The 22695-nt window shown below is 38.6% G+C and carries 18 protein-coding genes; 3 read left to right on the plus strand and 15 right to left on the minus strand.

The window, feature by feature from the left end; all coding sequences use genetic code 11:
• Nucleotides 1-798, minus strand: a complete 798-nt coding sequence (locus tag Q0954_RS05020) for a hypothetical protein (protein WP_299454471.1) — start codon at nucleotides 796-798, stop codon at nucleotides 1-3.
• A 318-nt stretch (nucleotides 799-1116) separates the two neighbouring features.
• Between Q0954_RS05020 and Q0954_RS05025 the strand changes: the two genes are divergently transcribed.
• Nucleotides 1117-1533, plus strand: a complete 417-nt coding sequence (locus tag Q0954_RS05025) for a hypothetical protein (protein WP_299454474.1) — start codon at nucleotides 1117-1119, stop codon at nucleotides 1531-1533.
• A gap of 59 nt (nucleotides 1534-1592) precedes the next feature.
• Here Q0954_RS05025 and Q0954_RS05030 read toward each other — a convergent pair whose 3' ends face one another.
• The 8 genes from Q0954_RS05030 to Q0954_RS05065 form a co-directional block, all read right to left on the minus strand.
• Nucleotides 1593-3806 (minus strand): NHLP family bacteriocin export ABC transporter peptidase/permease/ATPase subunit, encoded by a 2214-nt coding sequence (locus tag Q0954_RS05030; protein WP_299454476.1) that lies wholly within the window; start codon nucleotides 3804-3806, stop codon nucleotides 1593-1595.
• Between the two features lie 42 nt (nucleotides 3807-3848).
• Nucleotides 3849-5102 (minus strand): NHLP bacteriocin system secretion protein, encoded by a 1254-nt coding sequence (locus tag Q0954_RS05035; protein ID WP_299454479.1) that lies wholly within the window; start codon nucleotides 5100-5102, stop codon nucleotides 3849-3851.
• 241 nt (nucleotides 5103-5343) lie between these two features.
• Nucleotides 5344-5910 carry a hypothetical protein gene (locus tag Q0954_RS05040; RefSeq protein ID WP_299454481.1) on the minus strand — a complete coding sequence of 189 codons (567 nt, stop codon included), beginning with the start codon at nucleotides 5908-5910 and terminating at the stop codon, nucleotides 5344-5346.
• A gap of 114 nt (nucleotides 5911-6024) precedes the next feature.
• Nucleotides 6025-6738, minus strand: a complete 714-nt coding sequence (locus Q0954_RS05045; RefSeq protein WP_299454484.1) for a hypothetical protein — start codon at nucleotides 6736-6738, stop codon at nucleotides 6025-6027.
• A gap of 403 nt (nucleotides 6739-7141) precedes the next feature.
• Nucleotides 7142-8308 carry a hypothetical protein gene (locus Q0954_RS05050; protein WP_299454486.1) on the minus strand — a complete coding sequence of 389 codons (1167 nt, stop codon included), beginning with the start codon at nucleotides 8306-8308 and terminating at the stop codon, nucleotides 7142-7144.
• Nucleotides 8309-9094: 786 nt separating this feature from the next.
• Nucleotides 9095-9535: a DUF3592 domain-containing protein gene (locus Q0954_RS05055; protein WP_299454489.1), complete on the minus strand. Its 441-nt coding sequence runs from the start codon at nucleotides 9533-9535 to the stop codon at nucleotides 9095-9097.
• Between the two features lie 101 nt (nucleotides 9536-9636).
• The gene (locus Q0954_RS05060; protein WP_299454492.1) at nucleotides 9637-10377 is read right to left on the minus strand and encodes a class I SAM-dependent methyltransferase; all 741 of its coding nucleotides are present in this window, start codon (nucleotides 10375-10377) and stop codon (nucleotides 9637-9639) included.
• Nucleotides 10378-10497: 120 nt separating this feature from the next.
• On the minus strand, nucleotides 10498-11397 hold the full coding sequence (locus tag Q0954_RS05065) for an aldo/keto reductase (RefSeq protein WP_299454495.1): 900 nt from the start codon (nucleotides 11395-11397) through the stop codon (nucleotides 10498-10500).
• A gap of 417 nt (nucleotides 11398-11814) precedes the next feature.
• Between Q0954_RS05065 and Q0954_RS05070 the strand changes: the two genes are divergently transcribed.
• Nucleotides 11815-12807: an MBL fold metallo-hydrolase gene (locus Q0954_RS05070; RefSeq protein ID WP_299454498.1), complete on the plus strand. Its 993-nt coding sequence runs from the start codon at nucleotides 11815-11817 to the stop codon at nucleotides 12805-12807.
• Nucleotides 12808-13040: 233 nt separating this feature from the next.
• On the opposite strand, the gene coaBC is transcribed toward Q0954_RS05070, so the two are convergent.
• The 6 genes from coaBC to Q0954_RS05105 all read right to left on the minus strand — a co-directional run bounded on the left by coaBC (nucleotide 13041) and on the right by Q0954_RS05105 (nucleotide 21614).
• On the minus strand, nucleotides 13041-14255 hold the full coding sequence (gene coaBC, locus Q0954_RS05075; RefSeq protein WP_299454500.1) for a bifunctional phosphopantothenoylcysteine decarboxylase/phosphopantothenate--cysteine ligase CoaBC: 1215 nt from the start codon (nucleotides 14253-14255) through the stop codon (nucleotides 13041-13043).
• A gap of 601 nt (nucleotides 14256-14856) precedes the next feature.
• The gene (locus tag Q0954_RS05080; protein ID WP_299454503.1) at nucleotides 14857-15486 is read right to left on the minus strand and encodes a CatB-related O-acetyltransferase; all 630 of its coding nucleotides are present in this window, start codon (nucleotides 15484-15486) and stop codon (nucleotides 14857-14859) included.
• Between the two features lie 305 nt (nucleotides 15487-15791).
• On the minus strand, nucleotides 15792-17702 hold the full coding sequence (locus tag Q0954_RS05085) for a tetratricopeptide repeat protein (protein ID WP_299454505.1): 1911 nt from the start codon (nucleotides 17700-17702) through the stop codon (nucleotides 15792-15794).
• A 445-nt stretch (nucleotides 17703-18147) separates the two neighbouring features.
• Nucleotides 18148-19158 (minus strand): glycosyltransferase family 2 protein, encoded by a 1011-nt coding sequence (locus Q0954_RS05095; RefSeq protein WP_299454508.1) that lies wholly within the window; start codon nucleotides 19156-19158, stop codon nucleotides 18148-18150.
• Nucleotides 19159-19263: 105 nt separating this feature from the next.
• A complete protein-coding gene (locus Q0954_RS05100) occupies nucleotides 19264-19596 on the minus strand; it encodes a YbaB/EbfC family nucleoid-associated protein (protein WP_002699064.1) in 333 nt (110 codons plus the stop codon).
• Nucleotides 19597-19679: 83 nt separating this feature from the next.
• Nucleotides 19680-21614, minus strand: coding sequence for a T9SS type B sorting domain-containing protein (locus Q0954_RS05105; RefSeq protein ID WP_299454515.1), 1935 nt, complete (start codon nucleotides 21612-21614; stop codon nucleotides 19680-19682).
• Nucleotides 21615-21949: 335 nt separating this feature from the next.
• Between Q0954_RS05105 and Q0954_RS05110 the strand changes: the two genes are divergently transcribed.
• Nucleotides 21950-22483 (plus strand): DUF2911 domain-containing protein, encoded by a 534-nt coding sequence (locus Q0954_RS05110; RefSeq protein ID WP_299454516.1) that lies wholly within the window; start codon nucleotides 21950-21952, stop codon nucleotides 22481-22483.
• The last annotated feature ends 212 nt before the right edge of the window (nucleotides 22484-22695 follow it).

The following is a 22695-nucleotide window of genomic DNA, read 5'->3' on the forward strand; positions in this document are numbered from 1 at the left end:
TTATTTGATCTGATCCGCAATTTTTTGTACCTCTTCTACAGTAATTTTTGTGAGGTAGGCTATTTCCTGTAAGGTCATTTTACCTGACTTCAACAAGCCAATGGTGAGCTCTAACTTCTCTTCTTGCTTGCCTTTTTTCACCCCTTTTTGATAAAAAGCATCTTTTTCAATGTCATAAGTAAGTCCCATATATTCTAATGTTTGTTCGGTTTCAATAGTTAAATTTCTTAGTCGGGCAAGTATAGCAAGTTGCCTGATATACTTTTGTAACGTACCAGGGTCATCAATTAGTTTGATAAGTTTTGAAATTATTTGTTTCAAAACTTGTAAAGCATCTGTCTGCCGAAAATCGCCCAGCACCGCCAGCAAGACTTCTTCTGGTATTTCAGATTCAAGCCATTGGGTATAACTGACTTGCCTCAAGTCAAGCAATTCAAACCCTGTAAAAATCTCTTCTGGCTTTAGGCGAGTACGCATTTTGGGTGGCTTGCTGCCCACATAAATTACAAACTGGCGCACAGGAAGTTTATATTTTTGTTGCAAAATAGCAAAATACAGCTGCATTCGCTCTGCCATCCCCTGTTCGTTGGTGGTCTGGAACTCCAGCTGAACAATCATTTGCTCGCCTTGGGGTGTAGTGATTTTTCTCAAAAAATCAGCTTCTCGCTCTAGGGTTGTTTGCAACTTATCCTTGAGTTCTTCGCTGCTTGCTACTTCTATACCTAAGTGGATTTTACTCAAAGACAAAAAGTATTCACCTATACCCTCCTTAAGTATTTTGTCATATTGATTGCTCATATCTTAGCTTTTGATTATTCAAAGCTAATAAAACCATATTTTCTATGAACAATAAATTAAACATTTTGTTTAATTATTTTTTTTCACTAAACTTACTGAGCACACGGTCAAAACCAAATAGATATACTAAAAATATAAAATTGGACAACAAAATGATTGACAAATGGATTAATAAGCCTAATCTTTGTCATTAGAACTTTAACTCAAACAAGGTCTATTTATAACATGTTAATTATCAACTATTTAATTACAATAAACAAAAATAATTGACACACGTTATAAATTAATTGATCTATTCATTTCCAAACTTGTTGAACAATGGCAAAACAAAAAAAGACTGAAAAAGAAAAATCGGCAAAAGCAACTGTAACAAAACCCACAGCCAAAAAAGAAGCGACTAAACCAGCTCCAAAGGCGAATACTGCAAAAGCAAAACCCACAGCGAAGAAAGAAACTGCTAAACCAGCTCCAAAGGCGAGTACTGTAAAGACAAAACCCGCAGCGAAGAAAGAAACTGTCAAACCAGTCAACCAAGCTATAGCTGAAAAAACAAGCAATACAGTTTTTATAGGTTCTATCAATGATATAGTAGCTGTTCAGCCTATCACAAATATTTTAAGCTTCAGCTTCTCGACCAATATCCTGGAAGATATTTGTAATGTAGCACAAGGTTTAATCCATAAAGAAGAAAGCGTTACACATACGATAAAGCAGGTAGCCAATACTTTGGCTTAAGCACAAAAAAGGGGCTGTATCTACGAATACATCCCCATTAGCTTCTTTTATTTTTTATATCACATCTTTATTAATGCCGCATAAGCTGCCTCCTTTGCTTTAAGTTCTTCGTGAGTACCCCGCTCTACAATTTTGCCATAACGCAACACAATTATTTCATCACTATCACGAATGGTACTTAAACGATGAGCTACTACCAATACTGAGCAAGAGCGACGGCGGATGTTGTTTTCTATTTCTTTCTCAGTCAATGGATCGAGCGCACTGGTTGCTTCATCCAACACCAGTACCGACGGATTGCCTACCAGCGCACGGGCAATCTCCAGACGTTGCCGTTGTCCCCCGCTCAGGTTTTTGCCAGCTTCGGCAATATATCCCTCATAACCATCTTTACGCGAACCTATTACATCATGAATACAAGCATCTTTAGCAGCTTGTGTAATCAAATAATCAGGAATGGTATTGTCCCATAAAGTCAATATTTCTTTGGTAGCACCTTCAAACAGAAAAATATCTTGGTCTACCATAGCCAACGAGTTATTGACTACTTCACGCGGGATAGAATTTCGGGGTTTGCCATCCAGCAATATCTCTCCACTCCAGGGTTGATACAACCCTGCCAACAACTTGGCAAGAGTAGATTTACCGCTACCCGACCCACCTACTAAAGCTACCCGCTCGCCAGGTTCTATTTTTAGATTAAAATCTTCTATCAAAGGCTCAGCATAACGACTGTAGCCAAAAGTAACATTACGAAACTCAATGTAACCCTCTAGCTTTTTAGTAATAATGCTGTAGTCAAAACTTTGACCATGCTCAAACTTATGCGCATTTTGCTCGGTTTGCTCATCAATAGGGGCTTTCATTATATCATCGAGGCGGTTCATATCACCCTTGGCTTCCTGCAGTTTTCCGCCCAGGTTTACCAGGTTTTCTACTGGTTCTGAGAAACTCGCCATCAGGCTCTGAAAAGCCACTAACATGCCAATGGTCATGTAGCCATCCATTACCCGTATACTGCCTAATGTCAATATAGTAATGGTAGTAAGTGCACTCAGTACAGTAGGCACTGCATTCAGGAATATACCCCAACTTGCATTTTTTTGTTCAGCATTGACCACCTTGGTCATATAACCCGCCCATTTTCTAAAAAAATCATCCTCTCCTCCACTTGCTTTGATCGTTTCTATCATTTGCAAGCCACTCATAGCCACTCCAGTCAATTTACCTTCTGCTTGTTGAAACTGACTATAACTTTCTTCGCGTTTCTCTGCCACTAATCGAAGCGCCAGAATATTGACCAAAGCAAACCCTAAACCTACCAATGACAACACCAAATCGTATTGTAGCATAATTACAAAGAAAAATACAATGAGCAACAAATCAAGAAAATTACGGGCAAACTGCCGAGAAAGCAATTCTGAGACATCGCTGTTGGTTTCTACTCTTGAGCCAATATCTCCGGCATAACGTTGTTGAAAAAAATCGACAGGCAACCGCAACACATGCCAAAAAAACCTGGAAGAAGTAGCCAGGCTCATTTTGGTTTCTAAACGTAACAAGTAACGGTTTTTGAGCCACTCGAGCACACCCTGGAGCAAGGCTGCAACGCCCATACCCATAATCAATGGTATTAACCAGTCATTGAGCCCTTCTACCAGAATTTCGTCCACAAAGAGTTGTAAAAATACAGGAATGGCAAGTCCTGGTACAACCATCAATAGTCCCACCAATACTACAAACAGCAAATCTTTTTTATAGCCCTTGATACGTTCTCTAACGGCATGCCATATTTGAGGCTTTCGTCCACCTTTCGTAAAATGCGGCTCAGGCTCAAAAGTAAGGGCTACTCCAGTAAAAGCTTCGTCAAACTCGGCATAAGATACCACTCTGTGCCCTTGCGCGGGGTCGTTGATATATACCCGATCTTTGCTTCGGTTGATGCCTTCCAGTACCAAAAAATGGTTAAAGTTCCAATGAATAATGGTGGGCATGGGCATTTGCAACAACTCTTCGGGGTCTTTGCGATAACCTTTAGCTTTGAGTCCATACTTACGGGCAGCTTTTAGAATATTACTTGCCTTGCTACCATCACGGGTTACGTCACAGTCGTAGCGCAATTGCTCTAAAGGCAAGTATTTACCATAGTGCCCCAACACCATCGCCAAAGAAGCAGCACCACATTCTACGGCTTCCATTTGCAGCAAATTGGGGGTTTTGGCTCTTTTAGTTTTTTGAACCTTAGCTGTAGTATTTATCTTTTGTTCGCTCATAATATAGTATGCTATAGATCGACGGGGGGTTGGTTTGAATAATTAATTGCTCAAACCAGGAATGAGCAAGCCTATAGGTTTTTCTTTTTTAATGATAATATTTGCTGAACATAAGGTTCCTGCATTGATCTTGATTTCAGGTGATCTTTGGGTAGTCCATACATAACCACTATAAGCGGTAGAGTCTTGCTCTAAAGCTACAAATACCGCAATGGGAGGGTCTTGTCCGGTAAATGCATGCACCAACTCCTGATTACCCAAGATACGGGTCATGCCATACTTGGTAGAAGGGTAACCCGATACTTGCACTACCTTACCTTTGATGTAACCAGTCTCTTCTATTTTGACTGTGGTGGGAGCTATTTTTACTTCCATCCCTTGAGCTACTTTTTTACCGTCTTCGGGCGGAATATAAATCACAGCTTCCAAACCTTCATACTTATGGTCTTCTACCTCAAGACTTATAATAGGCGCACCCTGCTCTACAAGCTGGCCTTTTTTTGCCATCAACTCTATCACTTTGCCTTCGTAAGAGCTTTTGATGTAAGTCAACAGATTAAACTTTACATTCATTTCGCTGATATTCCCCCTCAAGTCATTTATATCTGACTCTAGTGTTTCCAACTCTTGGTCTTTTACCCCTGGTAAGGCAAAAATTTGTTGGTTATAACGTTGTAATACTGTTTCTAATGAGTCATAATGGGTTTTAGTAGTCAGGTAAATCAAGTGCGCCTTGTCTACTTCTGCTTTGGGTATACGCTTCCTCTGTAGCAACAACTCCAGGTTTTTAAACTTCAGCTCTTGCTGCTTGAGCAACCGCTTTATTTTGCCCTGCTTGTTGTCTTCCAATGCATACTTTGCCTTAAGCAGCTGTTTTTTCCTGACCGATTTTATGGTATAATTGATAATTCGGTTACGCTTTTCTTTTAGGTAGGTCAGTTTTTCTTGAGCATTTTCTATTTGCAGCCTTAGTTCTGGTTGTGCTACAATGGCAATGGTGTCATTCTTAGAAACACTTTCACCTTCACGTACCAATACCTGGTCTACAATACCTGAGCCCATAGATGTAATGTCAGCAATGCCTCCCGACTGAATCAATATGCCCTTACCCCGAACAGTTTTGGGTAACTCACCAAAGAAACTCCACAACAACAAGGCAAAGATAAGCCCACCCAAGGCAATCAAAGCCAACCAACTACGAGTAGACGTCACCTGTACCAACTCTTGTATATTATCGGGCGAAGACAAGCGTTCTAAAGCCTTTTCCCGAAAAATCTGTTTTTTTGTGTCAGCCATGTATTTTGTTGATTAATTGTTTAAATGGTAGCAAACTTAAGTTATGAGCAACAAGCGACAGTTGGTGAGCGATGTTGAACATTTGACCTAAACTTGTCATGCAAAACCAATGTTGGATTAACAGTTGCTTATGAACAGTTAGCATAAAATAAACCAAAACCCATACAAATAAAAAAGACTTTCCACAAAATGCAGAAAGTCTTTTATCTATTGAATAATGGATTAAAATATATAATGATGTTTAACGGAATCTTCTCTTGCGGCAACGAGGACCTTTGCCTCCACGACGACGCCCAATATGGGGACCACGACGGCGGCGTCTGCGCCTTCGTCCAGCTCCTCCGGCAACTGCCTCAAGCTCATCCTCGCTTAGCTCACCATCTTCGTCTTCAGTTTCCAACGACGGAATCAACAAGTGCCATTCGGTTGCTGTATTTTCGTGGAAATATACCTTAAACTCGTCGGGTACATAAAAATCTGGAAGTTCTTTTGCCAACACACCTTTGGGGTCTATCATCAGCAAATCTTTGAAACTTTTATCTGCCATTGCCTTGTCTAACACCACTTCCATTGGGTCATCATCGGGCATGTCTTCTCCCGAAACTTCAGCATCAGGCAATAAAATAATGTGCATTTCATTGGCGGTGTTTTCATGCACGATGAGGCTTACATTATCAGGAATGGTCACACCAGAAAGTTCTTGTGCAAGGGCTTTACGAGGATCTTTTTTGAGGGCGTTTCGGAAGTTGGTGTCTGTAATCAACTTTTCCAAACTACCGAATCTGTCTAATATCTCTTGTTGGGTCATAATGAAATGATTGTTTAGTAGTCATTTTTTTTAACTACGTGATAACTCTGTGAATAGTTGTTGTTGTAAACGGCTAAAGCAAGCCGTTTGTTGGATTGAGCCTAATAGCATCCATTATTTATAAAGTGATAGCCCCAGGGTTACTTCAAAACGAGAAATGTCAGAAGAAAGCGTTTCGTTAAGGCTTGTTAACTGTGCAGAACTTGCTCCATCGGCTGTAAACCTGCTTAAGGTGCCCATAGTATAAGACAAAGCCAGACCAATCCCCAAATTTTTGCTAAACATCAGATCCCATCCGGCTGTCCAGGTAAGCCCAAAGGCGTTTGACTTGACCACAAAATCATCTCCAAAGAAGTTTACCTGATTGGTATAATCTACATACCCCATCGCAAACCCCAGGGTATATATATTTTTGGCATTGTTTGATAAAATACGTGTAGTGAATGAAGGGCCATAAAACCGATTTACCATATTCTCTGCATAATCTTTGGTAACCGGAGCACCATTGTTTTGTAATACTGATACTGTAGTAGCAGCACTTGATTGAAACGAAGCAAACTTGACCCCCCAACCTGTAAACTCACTAGTAAAATAGTGTATATCGGCTCCATATTGTAGTCCCGACTGCATCTGCTCTCTTGCTTCACTTAGGTTGGCATTGGCTTCTCCAGTATTACTCCCTGTCAAAAAACTCATTCCCCCCCTCAGACTTAGCCTTAATTTTTTGTGGTCTTCCAGGTATTTAATCTCATCCTTTTTTGGAGCATATTGAGCAAAAGTAAAGCTTGTAATGAGTAAGAATAAAATAGTGTTAGATAGTATTTTCATAATGCAAGAATATTTTAATAAAGTGAAATAATACATCTCGCTATAGTGCCATTAGTATTATGATTGATTTACTGGTGCATTCCACTATTTCTTTTATTTTTTTAAAAAAATAAAAGAAAAGTTATATGCTATCTAACCACTTTTTTATTCTAAATGTTGAGGTTTTAAGCTTATATTTTCTGGTTATTCCTTACTCTTTTTTTATATCAAAAAAAATTACTATATTAAAAGTCGGCTTGCCTATTACACTATTATTAAATACTGACAGTGAGTTCATTAAAAAGGAAATATACTTTATTATGGTGAACACATACACGCATAAAAAATCCCCACAAAGCACCTATCTTGGTACTTTGTGGGGAAAACATATTTATCCAGCTTTTTTCTCTAAAACCTGACAATATTAGTTAGCTTTAGTTACCACTACTTTTGCTCTATAATTGGCTTTGTTGATGGTAGTACCTACGCTAGGATAAGGGCTTACTTCTACCAACTTAACCATGTAGCCATTGATCGTGGTCTGAGCCAACTCAGGTTTTCCAGCTTCTTTAGTCAATGTAAATCCAAACCCACCTACTTTGAAATTTACTTTTACATTGCCTGCCCAAATGCACTGTGCACCTTCAGGGCATCTGCTATCTTCTACCTCATTGAAGGTAAGATCAAAATCCTTGATGTTAACAGTAGTTCCATAGCTCATTTCAAACTCGCTACCAAAAGAAGGTGATTGAGTGACTACAACAGTGGCCTTGTATACGCCTTGGTTAGCGTTGCCAGCTACTGGATAAGGCACTACATTTAATAGCTCGATGGTAAAACCTTGGTAGTCAAACCTTGCCAATTGAGGTTTACCTGCTTCAAGAGTCAAATCCATTTTTTGATCATTGTTGGCAACAAAAAGTAGTTTAACCCTACCCTGCCATACACACTGGGTACCTTCAGGGCATCGGCTATCTTCCATTACTTCTTTAAATTCAAGGTTGAGCGCGTTTCCTAATTTGGCTTTTCCACCCAATTCCAACTCAAAAGGAGTACTTAAAACAACTTTTACAGGTGCTTCATCTTTAGTAAGTACTAAAGTGGCTTTGTAAGCACTTTTCGGGAATTTTATATTCACTGCCGGATAAGGACTTACATCTATCAGCTTTAAAGTATAACCATTAAAAGTTCTCTGTACAGGTGCAGAGGTAGGCAATACATTTACAGTTTCAAGATCAAAATTAAAATACTGACCTTGATAAGCCGAAAATGATACTTTAGCTCCACCAGCACGTACACACATCATACCTTTTGGGCATCTTGAGTCTTGTACATTATCAAGACGGATCACAAATCTTGCATCCAATGAATAACGAATATCATCTAATCCAATCTCAAAAGGAATTCCTAGTTGAATCGCACCACTTGTTCTGGCATTTGGGTTTGCCTGAGCATTGTCCAAAATGGCTTTTAATTCTCCTGATTTTTGTGATTGCTCCGCCTTAGCAGGGGCTACATTCTCTTTTTTAGCACAGCTTACTATAAAAGCAGCAAAAACTAAAAATAATACAATTTTCTTTAAAAATAACATGTTTTAATGGTTTGTTAGTTGTGATGTATATATTATACCTTTCCTTAATTGTCACATACAATCAATATTATATGTAACAATCTGGTCGCAAAGGTAGAAATACATCTAAAAAAACAAAACTTTATTTCATCTTTCACAAAATCATAAAAAACAACTTAAAATAACATCCACAAACCCATAATAATTTAATACAAAATAATATATTTAAACATTCTATAATTCACCTAATAAAACAAAGGTTTTTATCACCAACTAAATAGTTTTTAATGGTATGAAAACCTAAAGAAAACAAAGGAAAGTAAGGTAAGTTGGTAGTAAAAAAATACTTAAACTTAACATGAGACAAAAGAACTCACAAAACATAAGTTGAAGCCTATAAATACTGCTAAAAAGAGAAGAAATGTGGTACTTACAATGAAACAAAAATTGCACTTTAGAGAGTCAATTCAGTTATTAATTTCAACTAACCTAACTTTACCTATACAATGTTTTGGGAAAGAACAATTGACAAAATAGCAGGAACATAAGGGTAAAAGGTTCCTAGAGTAAGCAAACCCTAAATACTTACATACTTAGGGTTTTATTTTTGGGTGTTAATCAATGCTGCATTGCCCTGTCAAGGGTTGCTTTTATTTTTATCATAATGAACTCTTTTTCTTAAATCACTACTGAGTAGATGACCTTGTATAAAGTGCCCAACAATAGTTATAAGTTCTTTTTTATAGAAATAGAACTACCAGCCCTGAATAGTTTATTATCCAAATGGTTCTAAAAATACACGCCTCACTAATAGCGAGCCTCCCTGCGTACTTTACGAATAAAAAACCAACGCACCATTAAACCTACAAACATTATAATAACCCCAAGTAGCGTTAAATAAAGTTCGGCCATGTTATTTTCCCAAAATTTATCTATACGGGCATTGTGAGGGTTGTATTTGTGATAAATTACATCTACCTCCTGACCTATTTTATAATTAAACAAGTCTACATTTACTTCCAATTTGCTTCTAAACCTGATTTCTTCGCCTTTTTTGGTTGTAAACTTCACAAAGGGAAAGCGGTAAATTGCCTTGGAGCCTATTTCATATACTGTGCCTTTCGTTCTGATGCCGTTTTTTTTCAGGTTCTGGGTTTTTTGCCAAAACGTAAAACCATAAACGGCTACTCCACCTCCTAAAATAAACAACACAACTCCTACATAAGATACTCGTCTGTATGCGCTCATAATGATCGTAATTTTTGATTAACCTTGTCTATATTTCACCCACTTCTTTGAAACACTGAACGTTTCACCAAAGATCGTTTCACATAGCATCAACAAATATATTAACTACTAACAAATAACTGCTTTGTGCCAAATACTCCTGTAGCACAACCAAAAAAATAAGTCTTAAAATCTGCGTTTAGCCCGGCTTCAAGTAAAAAACTATGAAACTGACGGGCATCGCCAAAGTCGCTGCAATATTTACCCAACATTTTGTAATCGACCGCATTGCCCAAAAACACCCTACCAATGAATGGAATAATTACTTTGAGGTAAAACATATAAAAAGGTTTCAACAACCAACCGTTGGGCTTTGATATTTCTATAAGGGCAAAAGCCCCACCTGGTGCCAATACATGGGCTATTTGTTGGGCGAGCCGCTGTTGTTGGGCAACATTGAAGGTTTTGATACCAAAAGTAGACACCACAAAATCGGCTGAATTACCCTTCAGTTCACCTTGTAGTATATCAAGTGGCTGGAGAGTTATATTTTTCACCTTGAGTTGCTGTAGACGTTCACCCGCTTTTCGGTTCATTTCGTCTGAAATGTCTACTGCAATAATCTGCCCCTGACTACCTACTTTGCCTTGAATCAACCCCCAGGCTTCTCCCATGCCCGACATGAGGTCATAACCTTTGGCCTGAGAACCAATAGGCGGCAAATCATTGATACACTGCCGCCGCCACCTTTCGGTAAAACCAAAAGAAGACAAATAGTTGGCAGTACCATAAGTCTTAGACATACGATCAAACATGCCTTTGACATATTGTGGATCATAAATATCGGTAGAAGCCTTCTTCATAAAAACCAAGTTTATTTTCAGAACTCAACTGTTTTTTTTTAGCAAAGCACCCAGATCCAATGAGAAATCATAAAATACACACTTGTTTACAACTTCCCTATTGTATCTCTCAATTATTTTTTATCGGTGAACAGTATATTGGCTGGGGGCTATACTATTTTGCAACATTGCATAGTCGTCTGTTGTCAAAGCAGGCACGTGGTTTCCATTGGTACAGCCCTTCAGTTGCTCACTGGTGCGAAACCCCACTACCGCTGAAGCCACTACAGGTGTTTGTAACACATATTGGCAAGCTGTAAGGGCTGGGGTTGTCTGGTTTTTACTACTCATTTTTTGTATTGTTGCCACCACATTTTTTACAGCTGTTGCTGAATGATCTAAATATGCCTGAGCAGGTTTGCCTGCAAGCAAGCCTTTAGCAAGCGAACCACGGGTAATGACTGATACCTGGTGCTGGCGGAGTAAGTCTAAGCAGGTTTCTTCAGGGCGACGATCGAGTAAGCTATATTGCATCATTACGCTGTCAATGTTCGAGCGACTTGCATATTCTCTAATTACGTTAGGACGAATAGACGAAATACCATAAGCCCTTATTTTACCTTGGGTTTTTAAATGCTCAAATGCTTCTATTACCTCATCTATGGGGTCGTCTATAGTGCCTCCGTGCAATTGGTATAAGTCTATATAATCAGTCCTAAGGCGCTTCAGGCTATCTTCTACAGCAGAGATAATGTAGTCTTTACGTGGATTCCAGTTCCAGGCAGTACCTTCTGCATTCCACTGGTTGCCCACTTTGGTAGCAATAATTACTTCTTGGCGTTTTTGCCCCAAAGCACGACCTAGCAAAGTTTCATTTTTGCCTTGCTCGTATAAGTCGGCAGTATCAAAAAAATTAATCCCCAAGTCTAAGGCTTCTCTTATAACACGTGTTGATTGGCTTTGAGTACTTTGTAATGACATGCACCCAAAAGCTATTTGGCTTACTTCCAGGCTCGAACGCCCTAATTGATTATATTTCATATTTAAGGTGGCTACTTGCTAAATATTACAGCAAAAACAACTGATAATTCAGGATTTGATTTAATTAAGGTAAGTTTACAAACATAGACAGTTTAGGTAATCAAGCCCAATGAAAACTTTGTAACCATATTGATTGTTTTAGTCCAAGATTGAAAGAAGGAAATACATTATTTTTCAACCAATCTCAAACACTTGTGATTGATGTAAAATAACAAATACAAAACCTTGAGTGAGCTCCATTTGGCCGACTCTGAACAACTTTGTGAACTTAGTCAAACCACAAAATAACCTACTCTACCAAACATCACCACTGATCGGTATAAGGTGAAATAAACAAGTATTTTATTTCCTTGAAGCACTTTATTTTTTCTGTTTTATTTAGCTTTGCTCAAACACATAAACTAATTATCTATTTCCATGAAGTCATTACTACTTATTTGCTCTGTATTTATTACAGCCCTGACTGCCTGCCATCACTCCTCTACCAATGCTACAACAAAACAAACCCAGCCAAATAATATTCAACCAACACCTGTCAAAGCCCAACAATACCTGGTAGTACTTGGCATAGCACAAGACGCAGGGTATCCACAGGCAGGTTGTACCAAAAATTGTTGCAAAGATGTATGGCAAAATACTCATAAGAAAAAACTTGCCGTAAGTTTGGGGGTTATAGACCAACAAGAAGGCAAAAAGTGGATGATAGAAGCTACCCCTGATTTTCGTGAACAATTACAGGTATTGAACAAGTTTCAGGCTTCAGAGTCTATGCTTCCTCAGGGCATTTTCCTTACCCACGGTCACATAGGACACTATAGTGGACTCATACATTTGGGAAGAGAAGCCATGGGAGCCCAAGGAGTGGCGGTATACGTGATGCCACGAATGAGACAATACCTCACCAATAATGGTCCCTGGAGTCAATTAGTGAGTTTGAAAAACATTTATCTCCAACCTATTCAGGCAGACTCTAGCTTTCAGTTAAGTCAACAAATCCAAATCACGCCTATACAAGTACCTCATCGTGATGAGTTTACCGAAACAGTGGGGTATCAAATAAAGGGTAGTAAAAAAACAGTATTGTTTATTCCTGATATTAATAAATGGCAAAAGTGGGAGCTAAAATTGACAGAAGTAATTAAAACAATAGACATTGCTTTAATTGATGGTACTTTTTACAAAAATGGTGAAATAGCCAACCGTGATATGTCACAAATTCCTCATCCATTTGTAGAAGAAACCACCGCTTTGTTGAAAGATATACCTGCCTCAGAAAAGTCCAAAGTTTATTTTATTCACTTCAACCATACCAATCCGCTGATTAACCCTGGTAGTAAAGAAAGAAAAGAAGTAAACAAACAGGGATTTAATATAGCACAGGAAGGGCAAATCATTCGTTTGGATCAATGATTATTCAGAAGCACCCCCATACTTGGCATAATATTTTGTATAGGGTATAATAAAAAAAGGCAGATTTTAAAAAAATCTACCTTTTCAGCGAAACTATCTTCAAACTTTTACTAAAACTTACTTTGTTAAACTATCAACAATAAACTTGCTGATAATCCCATAGAAGAGTCTATGTGTCTATACTAAGAACCGTTTTATTAGTCTAATTATTGTACTTTCTAAAAAAAAATTATTTAATTGCTCTTTAGTTTTGCCCCTATCAATTTCACAATATCACTCGCAACCTCTTTTTTAGACTTCAAAGGCAACTGATTTACAGCATCTTTACCTCTTTCTATAATAGTAACCTTATTGGTATCATGCCCAAAACCTGCCCCTTTTTCATTTAAAGAATTTAGTACTATCATATCAAAGTTTTTCTTTTCCAACTTGCGATTGGCATTTGCCAACTCATCTTGGGTTTCCATAGCAAAGCCTGTAATCACTTGGTCATTTCGTTTAATAGCTCCCAGAGTTTGGGCAATATCTACTGTACGCACCAGTTCAATTTGCATTCCCTCCTGCCCTTCTTTCTTCTTTATTTTTTGATTTGCCACAGTTTTTGGGGTAAAATCGGCTACTGCTGCTGCCAATACAACTACCTTTGCCTGGTCAAATTGTGCACGGGTAGCTTCAAACATTTGTTGGGCTGAGGTTACCCTTACTATATTTACCCTGGGATGGGTGAGGCTCAACTTACTTGGTCCGCTTACCAGCGTAACCTCTGCACCTTGTTCGGCAAGACGCTCGGCAATTGCGTACCCCATTTTACCAGTAGAGTGGTTTCCAATATAACGCACCGGGTCTATAGCTTCATAGGTAGGGCCTGCAGTTACTACGGCTTTAATGCCTGCCAGGGGTTGTTCTTGGGCAAACATCGAAGCCAAAAAAGCCACAATATGCTCAGGTTCTGCCATGCGTCCTTGCCCTACCAACCCACTGGCAAGCTCACCATGTTCGGAAGGAATAATGGTGTTGCCAAAAGCTTGTAAAAGATTAAGGTTATTTTGGGTAGAGGGATGCTGGTACATGTCAAGATCCATAGCCGGCGCAAACAACACCGGACACCTTGCCGAAAGATAGGTAGCCTGCAAAAGGTTATCGCACACTCCCTGAGCACACTTTGCCAACACATTGGCAGTGGCAGGTGCTATCAGCATTACATCAGCCCAAAGTCCTAAATCTACGTGATTGTTCCAAGTCCCGGTTTTGTCTTTTACAAAATCTGACAATACTGGATTTTTGGAGAGAGTAGACAAAGTAAGGGGAGTGATAAAACCTTGAGCTGCTTCGGTCATAATAATTTTCACTTCTGCACCTTCTTTTACTAACAATCGGGTTAATAAGGCTGACTTGTAAGCGGCTATGCTTCCGCTTACTGACAACAGTATTTTTTTACCTTTCAGCATTTGTTAAAAGCTTGTTTTATAATGTAATATGAATAAACAGGCATGTCTATTAAACTATACCAGCATTGCCCGTGCACACAGGCGAGTTATCAAGGCAATATTACTACTTTTTTATTACTCTATTTCTCAGGTTTTCACTGAATAGCCCTAAAACAAATAAATTATGGACTTGAAGGCAAATAAAAAGCACCACGAGTGTCGCGGTGCTTTTTATTATAAATATCTGATTATAAAAGTATTATTTCTCATGTTTGGGCTTACAGGCTTCTCCCCTCATCACAAATGCCTGATTGCTTGATCTAGTACCTCAACCTCTAAATATCTGATACATTATTTCGGCGATATTTGCCCCCTGACTTTACTTCAAAAATATCGCGTAGCTCCGGTTCCGATATGCATCAGAATTGTAAACTAACTCTGCTCAATTAGCCGTTGGCAGAGCCCCGAAACAAGTTCGGTTCACAACCCCGAACTTGTTTCGGGGGATTTAGAAACTCGGCACAGCAAAGCTGTAGCCATCGGTTTTTGACATAATTTATTTTTTGTCGCTTGGCTGGTTCTGCAAAGTTAAACATACACTTATACTTTAGCGATAAGTCAACTATTTACAATGATTCAATGCTTCTACATCGTTGCTAGTCAATAAATGAACATTTCGAGTAATTTTTTCTAACTCCCAATTCCACCATTGTATTTTCAACAATTGGCTGACTACTTCCGGAGAAAAACGGAGGCGAATTTCTTTTGCCGGATTGCCTCCTACTACAGCATAGGGTGGCACATCTTTGGTGACAACTGCGTGGCTACCAACGATAGCTCCATCGCCAATGGTTACTCCTGCCATTATGGTGGCTTTATACCCCAGCCACACATCATTGCCAATAGAGATGTTACCTTTACTAGGGTAACTTTTACCTTCCATTGCTCCTTCCCATCCGTTACCAAAAACAGCAAACGGATAGGTAGATATAGCATCAGTCAGATGATTGGCTCCATTCATAATAAACTGTACGTCGGAAGCTATCATACAAAACTTGCCAATAATGAGTTGGTCACCCGTAAAATCAAAATGATACTTTACGTTTTTTTCAAAGTTTTCTACATTCTCAAAATCATCATAATAAGTATAGTCACCCACTATGATATGAGGATTTTTAATAATGTTTTTCAAAAAACACAAACGGTCATAATGTGTCAATGGATACACGGTGTTAGGGTCGGGTCCTTGCATCAAATTAGCTTATTAAAACGTGTAAATGGTGGGCAAATCGCTTTTAATGGCTGTAACTATAAAGCAAACTGCATTGCTTGCCCTCAACCAAAAGTAGCAAAAAATAAAATAAGTTACAATGCTTTCTACTGCACTAAAAGTAACAGGTAAATTTAGGTAACTATTGACTTTTTTCTAAAGAAAAAAAAGCCTGCTCTTCTCAGAACAGGCTTTGTATATTTTAAATAGACAAGTTACAAACGGTATACTTCAAGTAAATAATTCATCAAAGTATCCAGCTTGTGAATGCCCCATCAAAATCAACATTACTTGATAGCATCCATAAATGAAGCCTTGGTTTTGTACTTGAAGAACTCAGCATCTTTCAAAGCTTTTGCCTTCAAATCACTCTTCAACTCTACTGCTTTTTTCAAGTTTTGAGTAAGCTCTCCTTCGTTGCCCTGACGAGCAGCTACTACTGCCAATGCATAGAAAGTAGTGGCATCTTTGTCATTCATTTTTGCCGCAGCATTAAACGAAGCCTTTGCTTGCTCATAGTCGTTGGCCTCTAACAAGTAAGCCAAACCTTTGTTGAAGTAGTTAGGCACAGTACTGGCGGCACTTGCTAACAACTCATACGCTTCTTTGTATTTACCATCGTCGCGAGAGGTAGCCTGCTGAATCGCATAGTAACCTTTGATTCCATTCAACAATCCAGTCATTGCAGGGTTGTCACCCGCGCCTATTTCTACGGCTTTCTTAAAAGACTCTTCTGCTTTGGCATTGTCACCTTTCATCAAGTAAGCCATACCCATGTTGTAGTAAATCTCACCTGATTCTTTTTTACCCTTTGCCTTTTCAAAAGAAGCCAATGCCTTTTCAACATAAGAGTTGTCTTTGGTCAATAAGGCTACATCTAAGTAAGCAGCACCCAAGTTGTTGTTTACTTTCCAGGTATCATATTTGGTAACCGCTTTTTCTAACCATTTTACACGGTTGGTGTAGTTAGGGTTGTTGGCAGCCATATACAAGAACTCAGTCTCAGTCAATTTGTCGGCTGGCTCTTCACCTTTTACAATTTTGTCCAAAATGTTCTCCATGTCAGCTTTAGACTTGGTAGTACCTGGCACAGTGATGTCCATTTTTGCGTAACGCATTTTTGGGTAAATCTCGTCCATCATTGTATTGTAATAAGCAAGACCTTGTAGTTTCTTTTCTTTTTCTACAAATCCACCGCTTCCGTCTACGATACCTACTACTTCCGTCTTTTGATCTTCGTTCAAAGAACTTCCTTGTACCAAAGTTTTGAATTCCGGCCAGGTAGCTTCCAAAGTTTTGTTATCAAACTGAAAGTCAAACTTCTTTACTTTCTTGCCATAGTCAAAAGCTTTCATCATCATCTTCATTTGATTGCCCACTGCGCTTGAACGCTGACCTGGCAAGTTTTGGTTGATAGCTACACGTCCTTCAGGAGAGTGAGAGCTTGCCCCATTTGCTTTGAACTCAGGGATATTATCAACATTTTCAAACTGAGAAGCCATTGCTTTGAAAGCAGCTTTGGCAAGATCAATTGTATTTTTATTGTCACCAGTGGTGGCAGTTACGCGAGAGCTACCTTGCTCAAAGTTGATGTTGTAAGAAGTAGTTTTATCACTTTCTTTTGTCCAACCATCTTGAGCATAAGCAAATGGGCTTTTACCAGCAGCGTTAGAAATACCATCTACAGGATTTTTAACCAAACGACTGGTAGTAGCTACACCTACTACAGGGCTACCAGCGCTCATTACACCAATAGGACCAAATCTTTTGCTTTTTTTACCTTTGCTTGCTACACCATAAATGATAACAAAACCTTGCTCATGCTTTTCTTCGTAAGCAAAATTCATTTTTTTGCTGATTTTTGGCTCCTCAGTGCCACCAGCATACTTATCGCCATCAAATTCAATGGTTCCAGCGTTGGTTTTATCTGCAGGATCTTTACCCTTGATAAATTTAGTAGCATCACCAGAAGCGTAAGCTACTTCTAAGGCATACTTAGTGCCTTTTTTCATCATTTTTACGGGTAACTTTGCTGACAAAGTAAATCCTACATTACTTCCATGCAATTCAAGAGGGTTAGGCTCTACCGTGAGTTGTTGTTGCTCCGCTAACTTGGCCATTTCTGCAAGAGGATCACTACATCCTGTTACAAATGCAATAGCAAACAGAAACGTAAGTCCCAGTAAGCTTCTTTTCATTTGACTCATGATTTAAAAAATTTTAGGTTTTTTAACTTTTAAAGTAGTTTATTGCTGATGCAATTTTAATACTTATTTTTTGTAAAATAAAAAAAAAAATCGCTATTTTGTACAGTTCCTAGTTCACTTTATCGGTTATGATACAGCGAATTCAATCATTTTTTGAGAAACAAGCTTTTGGGGTTTGCACATTTTTAGGAGAAAAGATGGGGATAGCAAAATCAAGCATCCGACTATTCTTTATTTATACCTCCTTTTTAACATTTGGCTCACCCATTATCATTTATCTCTCTATTGCGTTTGTTATGAACATGCGTAAACATTTCCGTAAGGGTAAACATCCTTCTGTTTGGGATATTTAATCTTAAGGTGGATAAAACTTGCCAGAAACTCAAGCTACTTTTAAACATTGCACAAAGGGTTGAATACTTAGAAAGCGACAAATTTAAGAGATTAAATCATGAAACCTTCTTTTCTTCTTAAAAAAGTACGCAAAAACTAAACTTTGTCCCAACATTTGCGGATGTATTGCATAATTTGGGTTGCTTTTTCGCTTCTTCTGCCAAAACCTTACGTTGGTATAAAATTTCCAATAAGCCCTCGAAATAGCCAAAGCGTCTTTTACCTGCCCTTTGAGCATAAAATGTAACCAAGCCACTCCATCTAACCAAAAACGCCACCATAGCGTAGCCCATACTTTGCCTTTAGGTAAATTTTTGTATAACAAAGCCAGGTTATTTCTGAAATTGAGGTAAGTTTTGCGAGGGTTAGACTTGGGCAATGTGCCGCCTCCTACATGATAAACTTCACTGGTTCCAACATAATATACTTGATAGCCCGCATTTTTGAACCTCCAGCATAAGTCAATTTCTTCCATGTGAGCAAAAAAATCATTATCTAAGCCACCTTGTTGCCAGTAAAGTGATGCCCTCACAAACATACAAGCACCTGTTGCCCAAAATATTTCATAAATATCGTTGTACTGTCCTTTGTCTGCTTCTATCTCGTCAAAGATGCGTCCCCGGCAAAACGGATAACCCAATTTATCTATAAAACCTCCGGCAGCTCCGGCATATTCAAAGTCAGATTTGCAATGAAACGCCTTAATTTTGGGTTGGCAAGCTGCCACTTGAGGGTGGGTATCCATAAATTCTACCATAGGCTGCAGCCATTGTGGGGTTACTTCCACGTCGGAGTTGAGCAACACATAATACTCCGCCTCTATGTCTTTGAGCGCAATATTGTACCCTTGGCTGAACCCAGTATTTCTTTCCATTTCTATTAGGCGTACCTCTGGGTAAGTGTTTTTCATAAAATCAATGGAGTCGTCAGTAGAGGCGTTGTCAGCTACTACAATGGCATGGTGGTCACTATATTGGATAACTGAGGGGAGAAATTTTTCCAGAAACGCTCTTCCATTATAGTTCAGAATTACTACGGCAACTTTGGGTGTCATGTGAATGGCTACAGTTTTTTGGCAGGTATATAAAAAGTAAAACCTCTTTGACTATATCCAGCAAGGGACTTATATCAAAGAGGAATAAATGAGTAAAAAATGAGTTTACATCATGTTATTGAGGTCGAAACCAGGGATATTGGGCATCACTCCCTGAGTAGCTTTTTGCATTTCTTCTTTGGCTACCACGTCTGCTTCTTCTAAAGCTTTATTTATTGCTGCCACAATCAAATCTTGCATCATGTCCTGATCTTCAGGTTTTACAAGGTCTTTATCCACCTCTATTGAAATTACCTGTCGTTTACCATTCACAGTAGCTTTTACCATTCCAGCACCCGACTCAGCAGTTACTTTTACCTGGGCGAGGCTATCTTGCACTTCCTTCATCTTATCTTGCATCTCCTTCACCTTTCCCATCAAATTATTCAAGTCAAACATATTTTTGAGGTTTATATGATTCGCATCTTTTTACAAAAATAACCAAAAAGAATTGTTTTCATAGTACCCTTACTAATTCAGGTTTAGCGAATCAACGTAAAAGTACCTTTGGTTTTAAAATCATTGCCCAGCAAATCGGTCATTTCGATGGTATAAATATATACATCAGAGGTAGCCTCTTTGCCATTAAAATTACCGTCCCAGCCTTGGGTAATATCTTGCGAACGATATACCACTTTTCCCAAACGGTTATACACTGTCATATTGAAACTTTTCACAAAAATGGCTTTTGGCTCAAAAGTATCATTCAATCCATCACCGTTTGGAGTAAAAGCATTGGGCACAAATATTTTAAACTTACGTTTTACCTCTACTATGTTTGAGTAACTTACCAGGTTTGTGGCAGGGTTTATATAAGTTTTTACACGGTAACGCAACACTTGGCGCTCCAAGTCTTGCTGGGTATCGGTATAGGTGGTATCGGTAGTAAGGGGCACCGTTTGATACACTGTGCCATCTTCTTCTAGCTTCTCCAGTTCATAATTACTAAATCGCTGCTCGGCATTGAGGTAGTGTGTCCATTGCAATTGTACGCTTTTGGCTGTTATGCTTGACGCCTTCAACAATACTGGGCTGGTAATCAACGATCTTGCAGAACTGTTGCCACACTGGTTGGTGTAAAAAATCTTATAGAAATATTGATTATTGTCAGCGTCCAGGTTTACATCTATAGCCTGAAGCTCGGTAGTGCTCAACCTTAATGTGGTATCGGTTCTGCTCACCAGATATTCGGTAATACGTGGAAAAGTCTCAATGTCCCAAAACACCCTGATGCTATTGTCTTGCTCTACTGTGGAGTTAAAAATGGTAATGGTAGGAGGAATATCTTCTGAATAAGCAATGACACAATCATTATTAGACGCGATGATCAACTTACTGGTAACGCCAGTTTCAGCTTCAACGCTATAACAATACTGCTCATTACAAGTAACCGCTGTATCGATATAAGATAAGGTATTGATGTCGTTAATTACTTGTATGGGATTTTGATTACGGTACAACACATACCGTTGAAAGTTTGACCCTGCATAAGGAGTCCATTGCACCGTATTCTGATTGTTTTGGGCAGTGGCAGACAAACTCATGTTGCAAAATACTGCTGATTCTACCTTGTTACCACACAGGTCTTTGGTGGTAACTTTATAGCAATAAGACAAGTTTTCGGTGTCCAGGTTCTGAAACTTTTCGGTAATAACCCTGCCTGCGGTATTTACTACGGTTTTGATCAAAGTAAAGGTATTTTCATTACTGGCTTTTTGAGCTACTTCATACTCAAAGTTCTCATTGGTTCCAAAAACAATTTGAGTTACTCCGTTGGTGGGGTCTCTGGCCAAGGTAGATACTGATTGAATATCGGCAGGAATAATATTAGCAATTGGATTGACAATGACTGCATTACTACCCCCACAATTTCCCGGGTCGTAATTACCAGTAACTGTGATGGTTACCGGAGCAAAGTTATATTTATGAGGAGGAATATTGACTGCACCTCTGGATACTGTTTGGGTAATGCCATCTCCCCAGTTGATGATATACTCTTCATAGTTTTGATCAGGAATAGATAAAAACACTGCATTATCGCTACACAGTTTTAAATCAAACGCGGGTTGAGGTGAAGGCAACACCTCTATGTAGTTTTGCACCTGTAAACTATCTGCCTGGGTTTGACCAGGCTTCTGAATATATTGAGTTACTGCATAAAGCCCAGGTTCGCTGTAAGTATGGGTGTTTTGCTGGGTTTGGGTACTACCATCACCGTATTTATAAAAAATAGTAGTTGCTCCCGAACAATCAACCAACTCTACACTAAAAGGAGCACAACCTCTGGTAACATTGTCTTTTGCCCTAAAACAAGGAGTTTGGGCTTGAGTATTTGCTACGATCCCTGCTAAAATAAGACAGGTAAAGCAAAATTTACGAATTGTATTTGTAGTAAGGAGTTTCTTAAATTTATACATTGTCAACACTTTATAATAATAGCAGTTTTAAAAGTTTATGAGGGCACCTGAAAGACCACTGTGGGATTTTTGCAAAATAAAGCAATTATTTGTTAATCTGTTGGTTTTCACTTCTTGAATAAACGCTGCAGAATGTAGGTTTTATACAAGAGCTCTTTACTTTATCTTATACATTTTTATTTTCAGGTAAATTTATACACCAAAATATACTAAGATAAAAGTGATTTTAGGATTTACAGGATTGATTAATGTTGGTATTCAGGCAATTAGTCAAAACCATCCTCAAAACCATTTTTGTTTAAGATATAACTGTTAAAAAGCATAAATATTCATCTATGAGATATTTAACACTTGTTGCCTTGTTAGGAGTTGTACAACTTGGCTGGGCACAAAAGGTAGTAAAACCACCCAGAAAGTTGAGCCCTATCACAATGACCACCTTCAAGAACGAACGAAATTATTTGAAAGTTACTTATGGTCAACCTTCTAAAAGAGGTCGTCATGTTTTTGGGGCATTAATTCCTTTTGGCAAGATATGGCGAACCGGAGCAAACGAAGCTACTGAAATCACCTTAATTAACGATGTAAAAATAAATAAAAAACGAATTAAGGCAGGCACTTACACCATATTTACCATACCTGGTAAAGACTACTGGACAGTGATTTTCAACCGGGAACTGGGTCAGTGGGGGGCTTTTGACTACCCTAAGTACAAAGATAAAGACGCTCTGCGTTATCAGGCAAAAGTACTTTCTATTGATGAAGTGTATGAGGCATTTACGATTTTTTTTCAAGAAAGAAAAAAGGGAGTAAACCTGGTAATGACCTGGAGCAATACGATGATTATAGTTCCTATAGATTTTGTATGATTTCAAGATACTATTATATTGTTGTATTATCCAACCATAAAATTATGGCAATAACCTAAGCCAAAGAAAAGCGCTTGTATCGACTATAAGATAAAAACGGAGTTTTATATTGAACATAATATTATGCCTTGAACCATTAGACTTCTTGCGAAAGTGTTTTAAGCAGCATTTGCATTTACGAAAGTAGCAATCAGTGTCGCTCTTAGACCAAA

Source organism: uncultured Microscilla sp., from assembly GCF_947493425.1.
Classification (GTDB): Bacteria; Bacteroidota; Bacteroidia; order Cytophagales; family Microscillaceae; genus Microscilla.

What these genes read in the sequence shown, in the direction of transcription:
- Q0954_RS05020 (WP_299454471.1), bottom strand. Translation starts at nt 798, where the DNA reads ATGAGCAATCAATATGACAAAATACTTAAGGAGGGTATAGGTGAATAC.
- Q0954_RS05025 (WP_299454474.1), top strand. Translation starts at nt 1,117, where the DNA reads ATGGCAAAACAAAAAAAGACTGAAAAAGAAAAATCGGCAAAAGCAACT.
- Q0954_RS05030 (WP_299454476.1), bottom strand. Translation starts at nt 3,806, where the DNA reads ATGAGCGAACAAAAGATAAATACTACAGCTAAGGTTCAAAAAACTAAA.
- Q0954_RS05035 (WP_299454479.1), bottom strand. Translation starts at nt 5,102, where the DNA reads ATGGCTGACACAAAAAAACAGATTTTTCGGGAAAAGGCTTTAGAACGC.
- Q0954_RS05040 (WP_299454481.1), bottom strand. Translation starts at nt 5,910, where the DNA reads ATGACCCAACAAGAGATATTAGACAGATTCGGTAGTTTGGAAAAGTTG.
- Q0954_RS05045 (WP_299454484.1), bottom strand. Translation starts at nt 6,738, where the DNA reads ATGAAAATACTATCTAACACTATTTTATTCTTACTCATTACAAGCTTT.
- Q0954_RS05050 (WP_299454486.1), bottom strand. Translation starts at nt 8,308, where the DNA reads ATGTTATTTTTAAAGAAAATTGTATTATTTTTAGTTTTTGCTGCTTTT.
- Q0954_RS05055 (WP_299454489.1), bottom strand. Translation starts at nt 9,535, where the DNA reads ATGAGCGCATACAGACGAGTATCTTATGTAGGAGTTGTGTTGTTTATT.
- Q0954_RS05060 (WP_299454492.1), bottom strand. Translation starts at nt 10,377, where the DNA reads ATGAAGAAGGCTTCTACCGATATTTATGATCCACAATATGTCAAAGGC.
- Q0954_RS05065 (WP_299454495.1), bottom strand. Translation starts at nt 11,397, where the DNA reads ATGAAATATAATCAATTAGGGCGTTCGAGCCTGGAAGTAAGCCAAATA.
- Q0954_RS05070 (WP_299454498.1), top strand. Translation starts at nt 11,815, where the DNA reads ATGAAGTCATTACTACTTATTTGCTCTGTATTTATTACAGCCCTGACT.
- coaBC (WP_299454500.1), bottom strand. Translation starts at nt 14,255, where the DNA reads ATGCTGAAAGGTAAAAAAATACTGTTGTCAGTAAGCGGAAGCATAGCC.
- Q0954_RS05080 (WP_299454503.1), bottom strand. Translation starts at nt 15,486, where the DNA reads ATGCAAGGACCCGACCCTAACACCGTGTATCCATTGACACATTATGAC.
- Q0954_RS05085 (WP_299454505.1), bottom strand. Translation starts at nt 17,702, where the DNA reads ATGAAAAGAAGCTTACTGGGACTTACGTTTCTGTTTGCTATTGCATTT.
- Q0954_RS05095 (WP_299454508.1), bottom strand. Translation starts at nt 19,158, where the DNA reads ATGACACCCAAAGTTGCCGTAGTAATTCTGAACTATAATGGAAGAGCG.
- Q0954_RS05100 (WP_002699064.1), bottom strand. Translation starts at nt 19,596, where the DNA reads ATGTTTGACTTGAATAATTTGATGGGAAAGGTGAAGGAGATGCAAGAT.
- Q0954_RS05105 (WP_299454515.1), bottom strand. Translation starts at nt 21,614, where the DNA reads ATGTATAAATTTAAGAAACTCCTTACTACAAATACAATTCGTAAATTT.
- Q0954_RS05110 (WP_299454516.1), top strand. Translation starts at nt 21,950, where the DNA reads ATGAGATATTTAACACTTGTTGCCTTGTTAGGAGTTGTACAACTTGGC.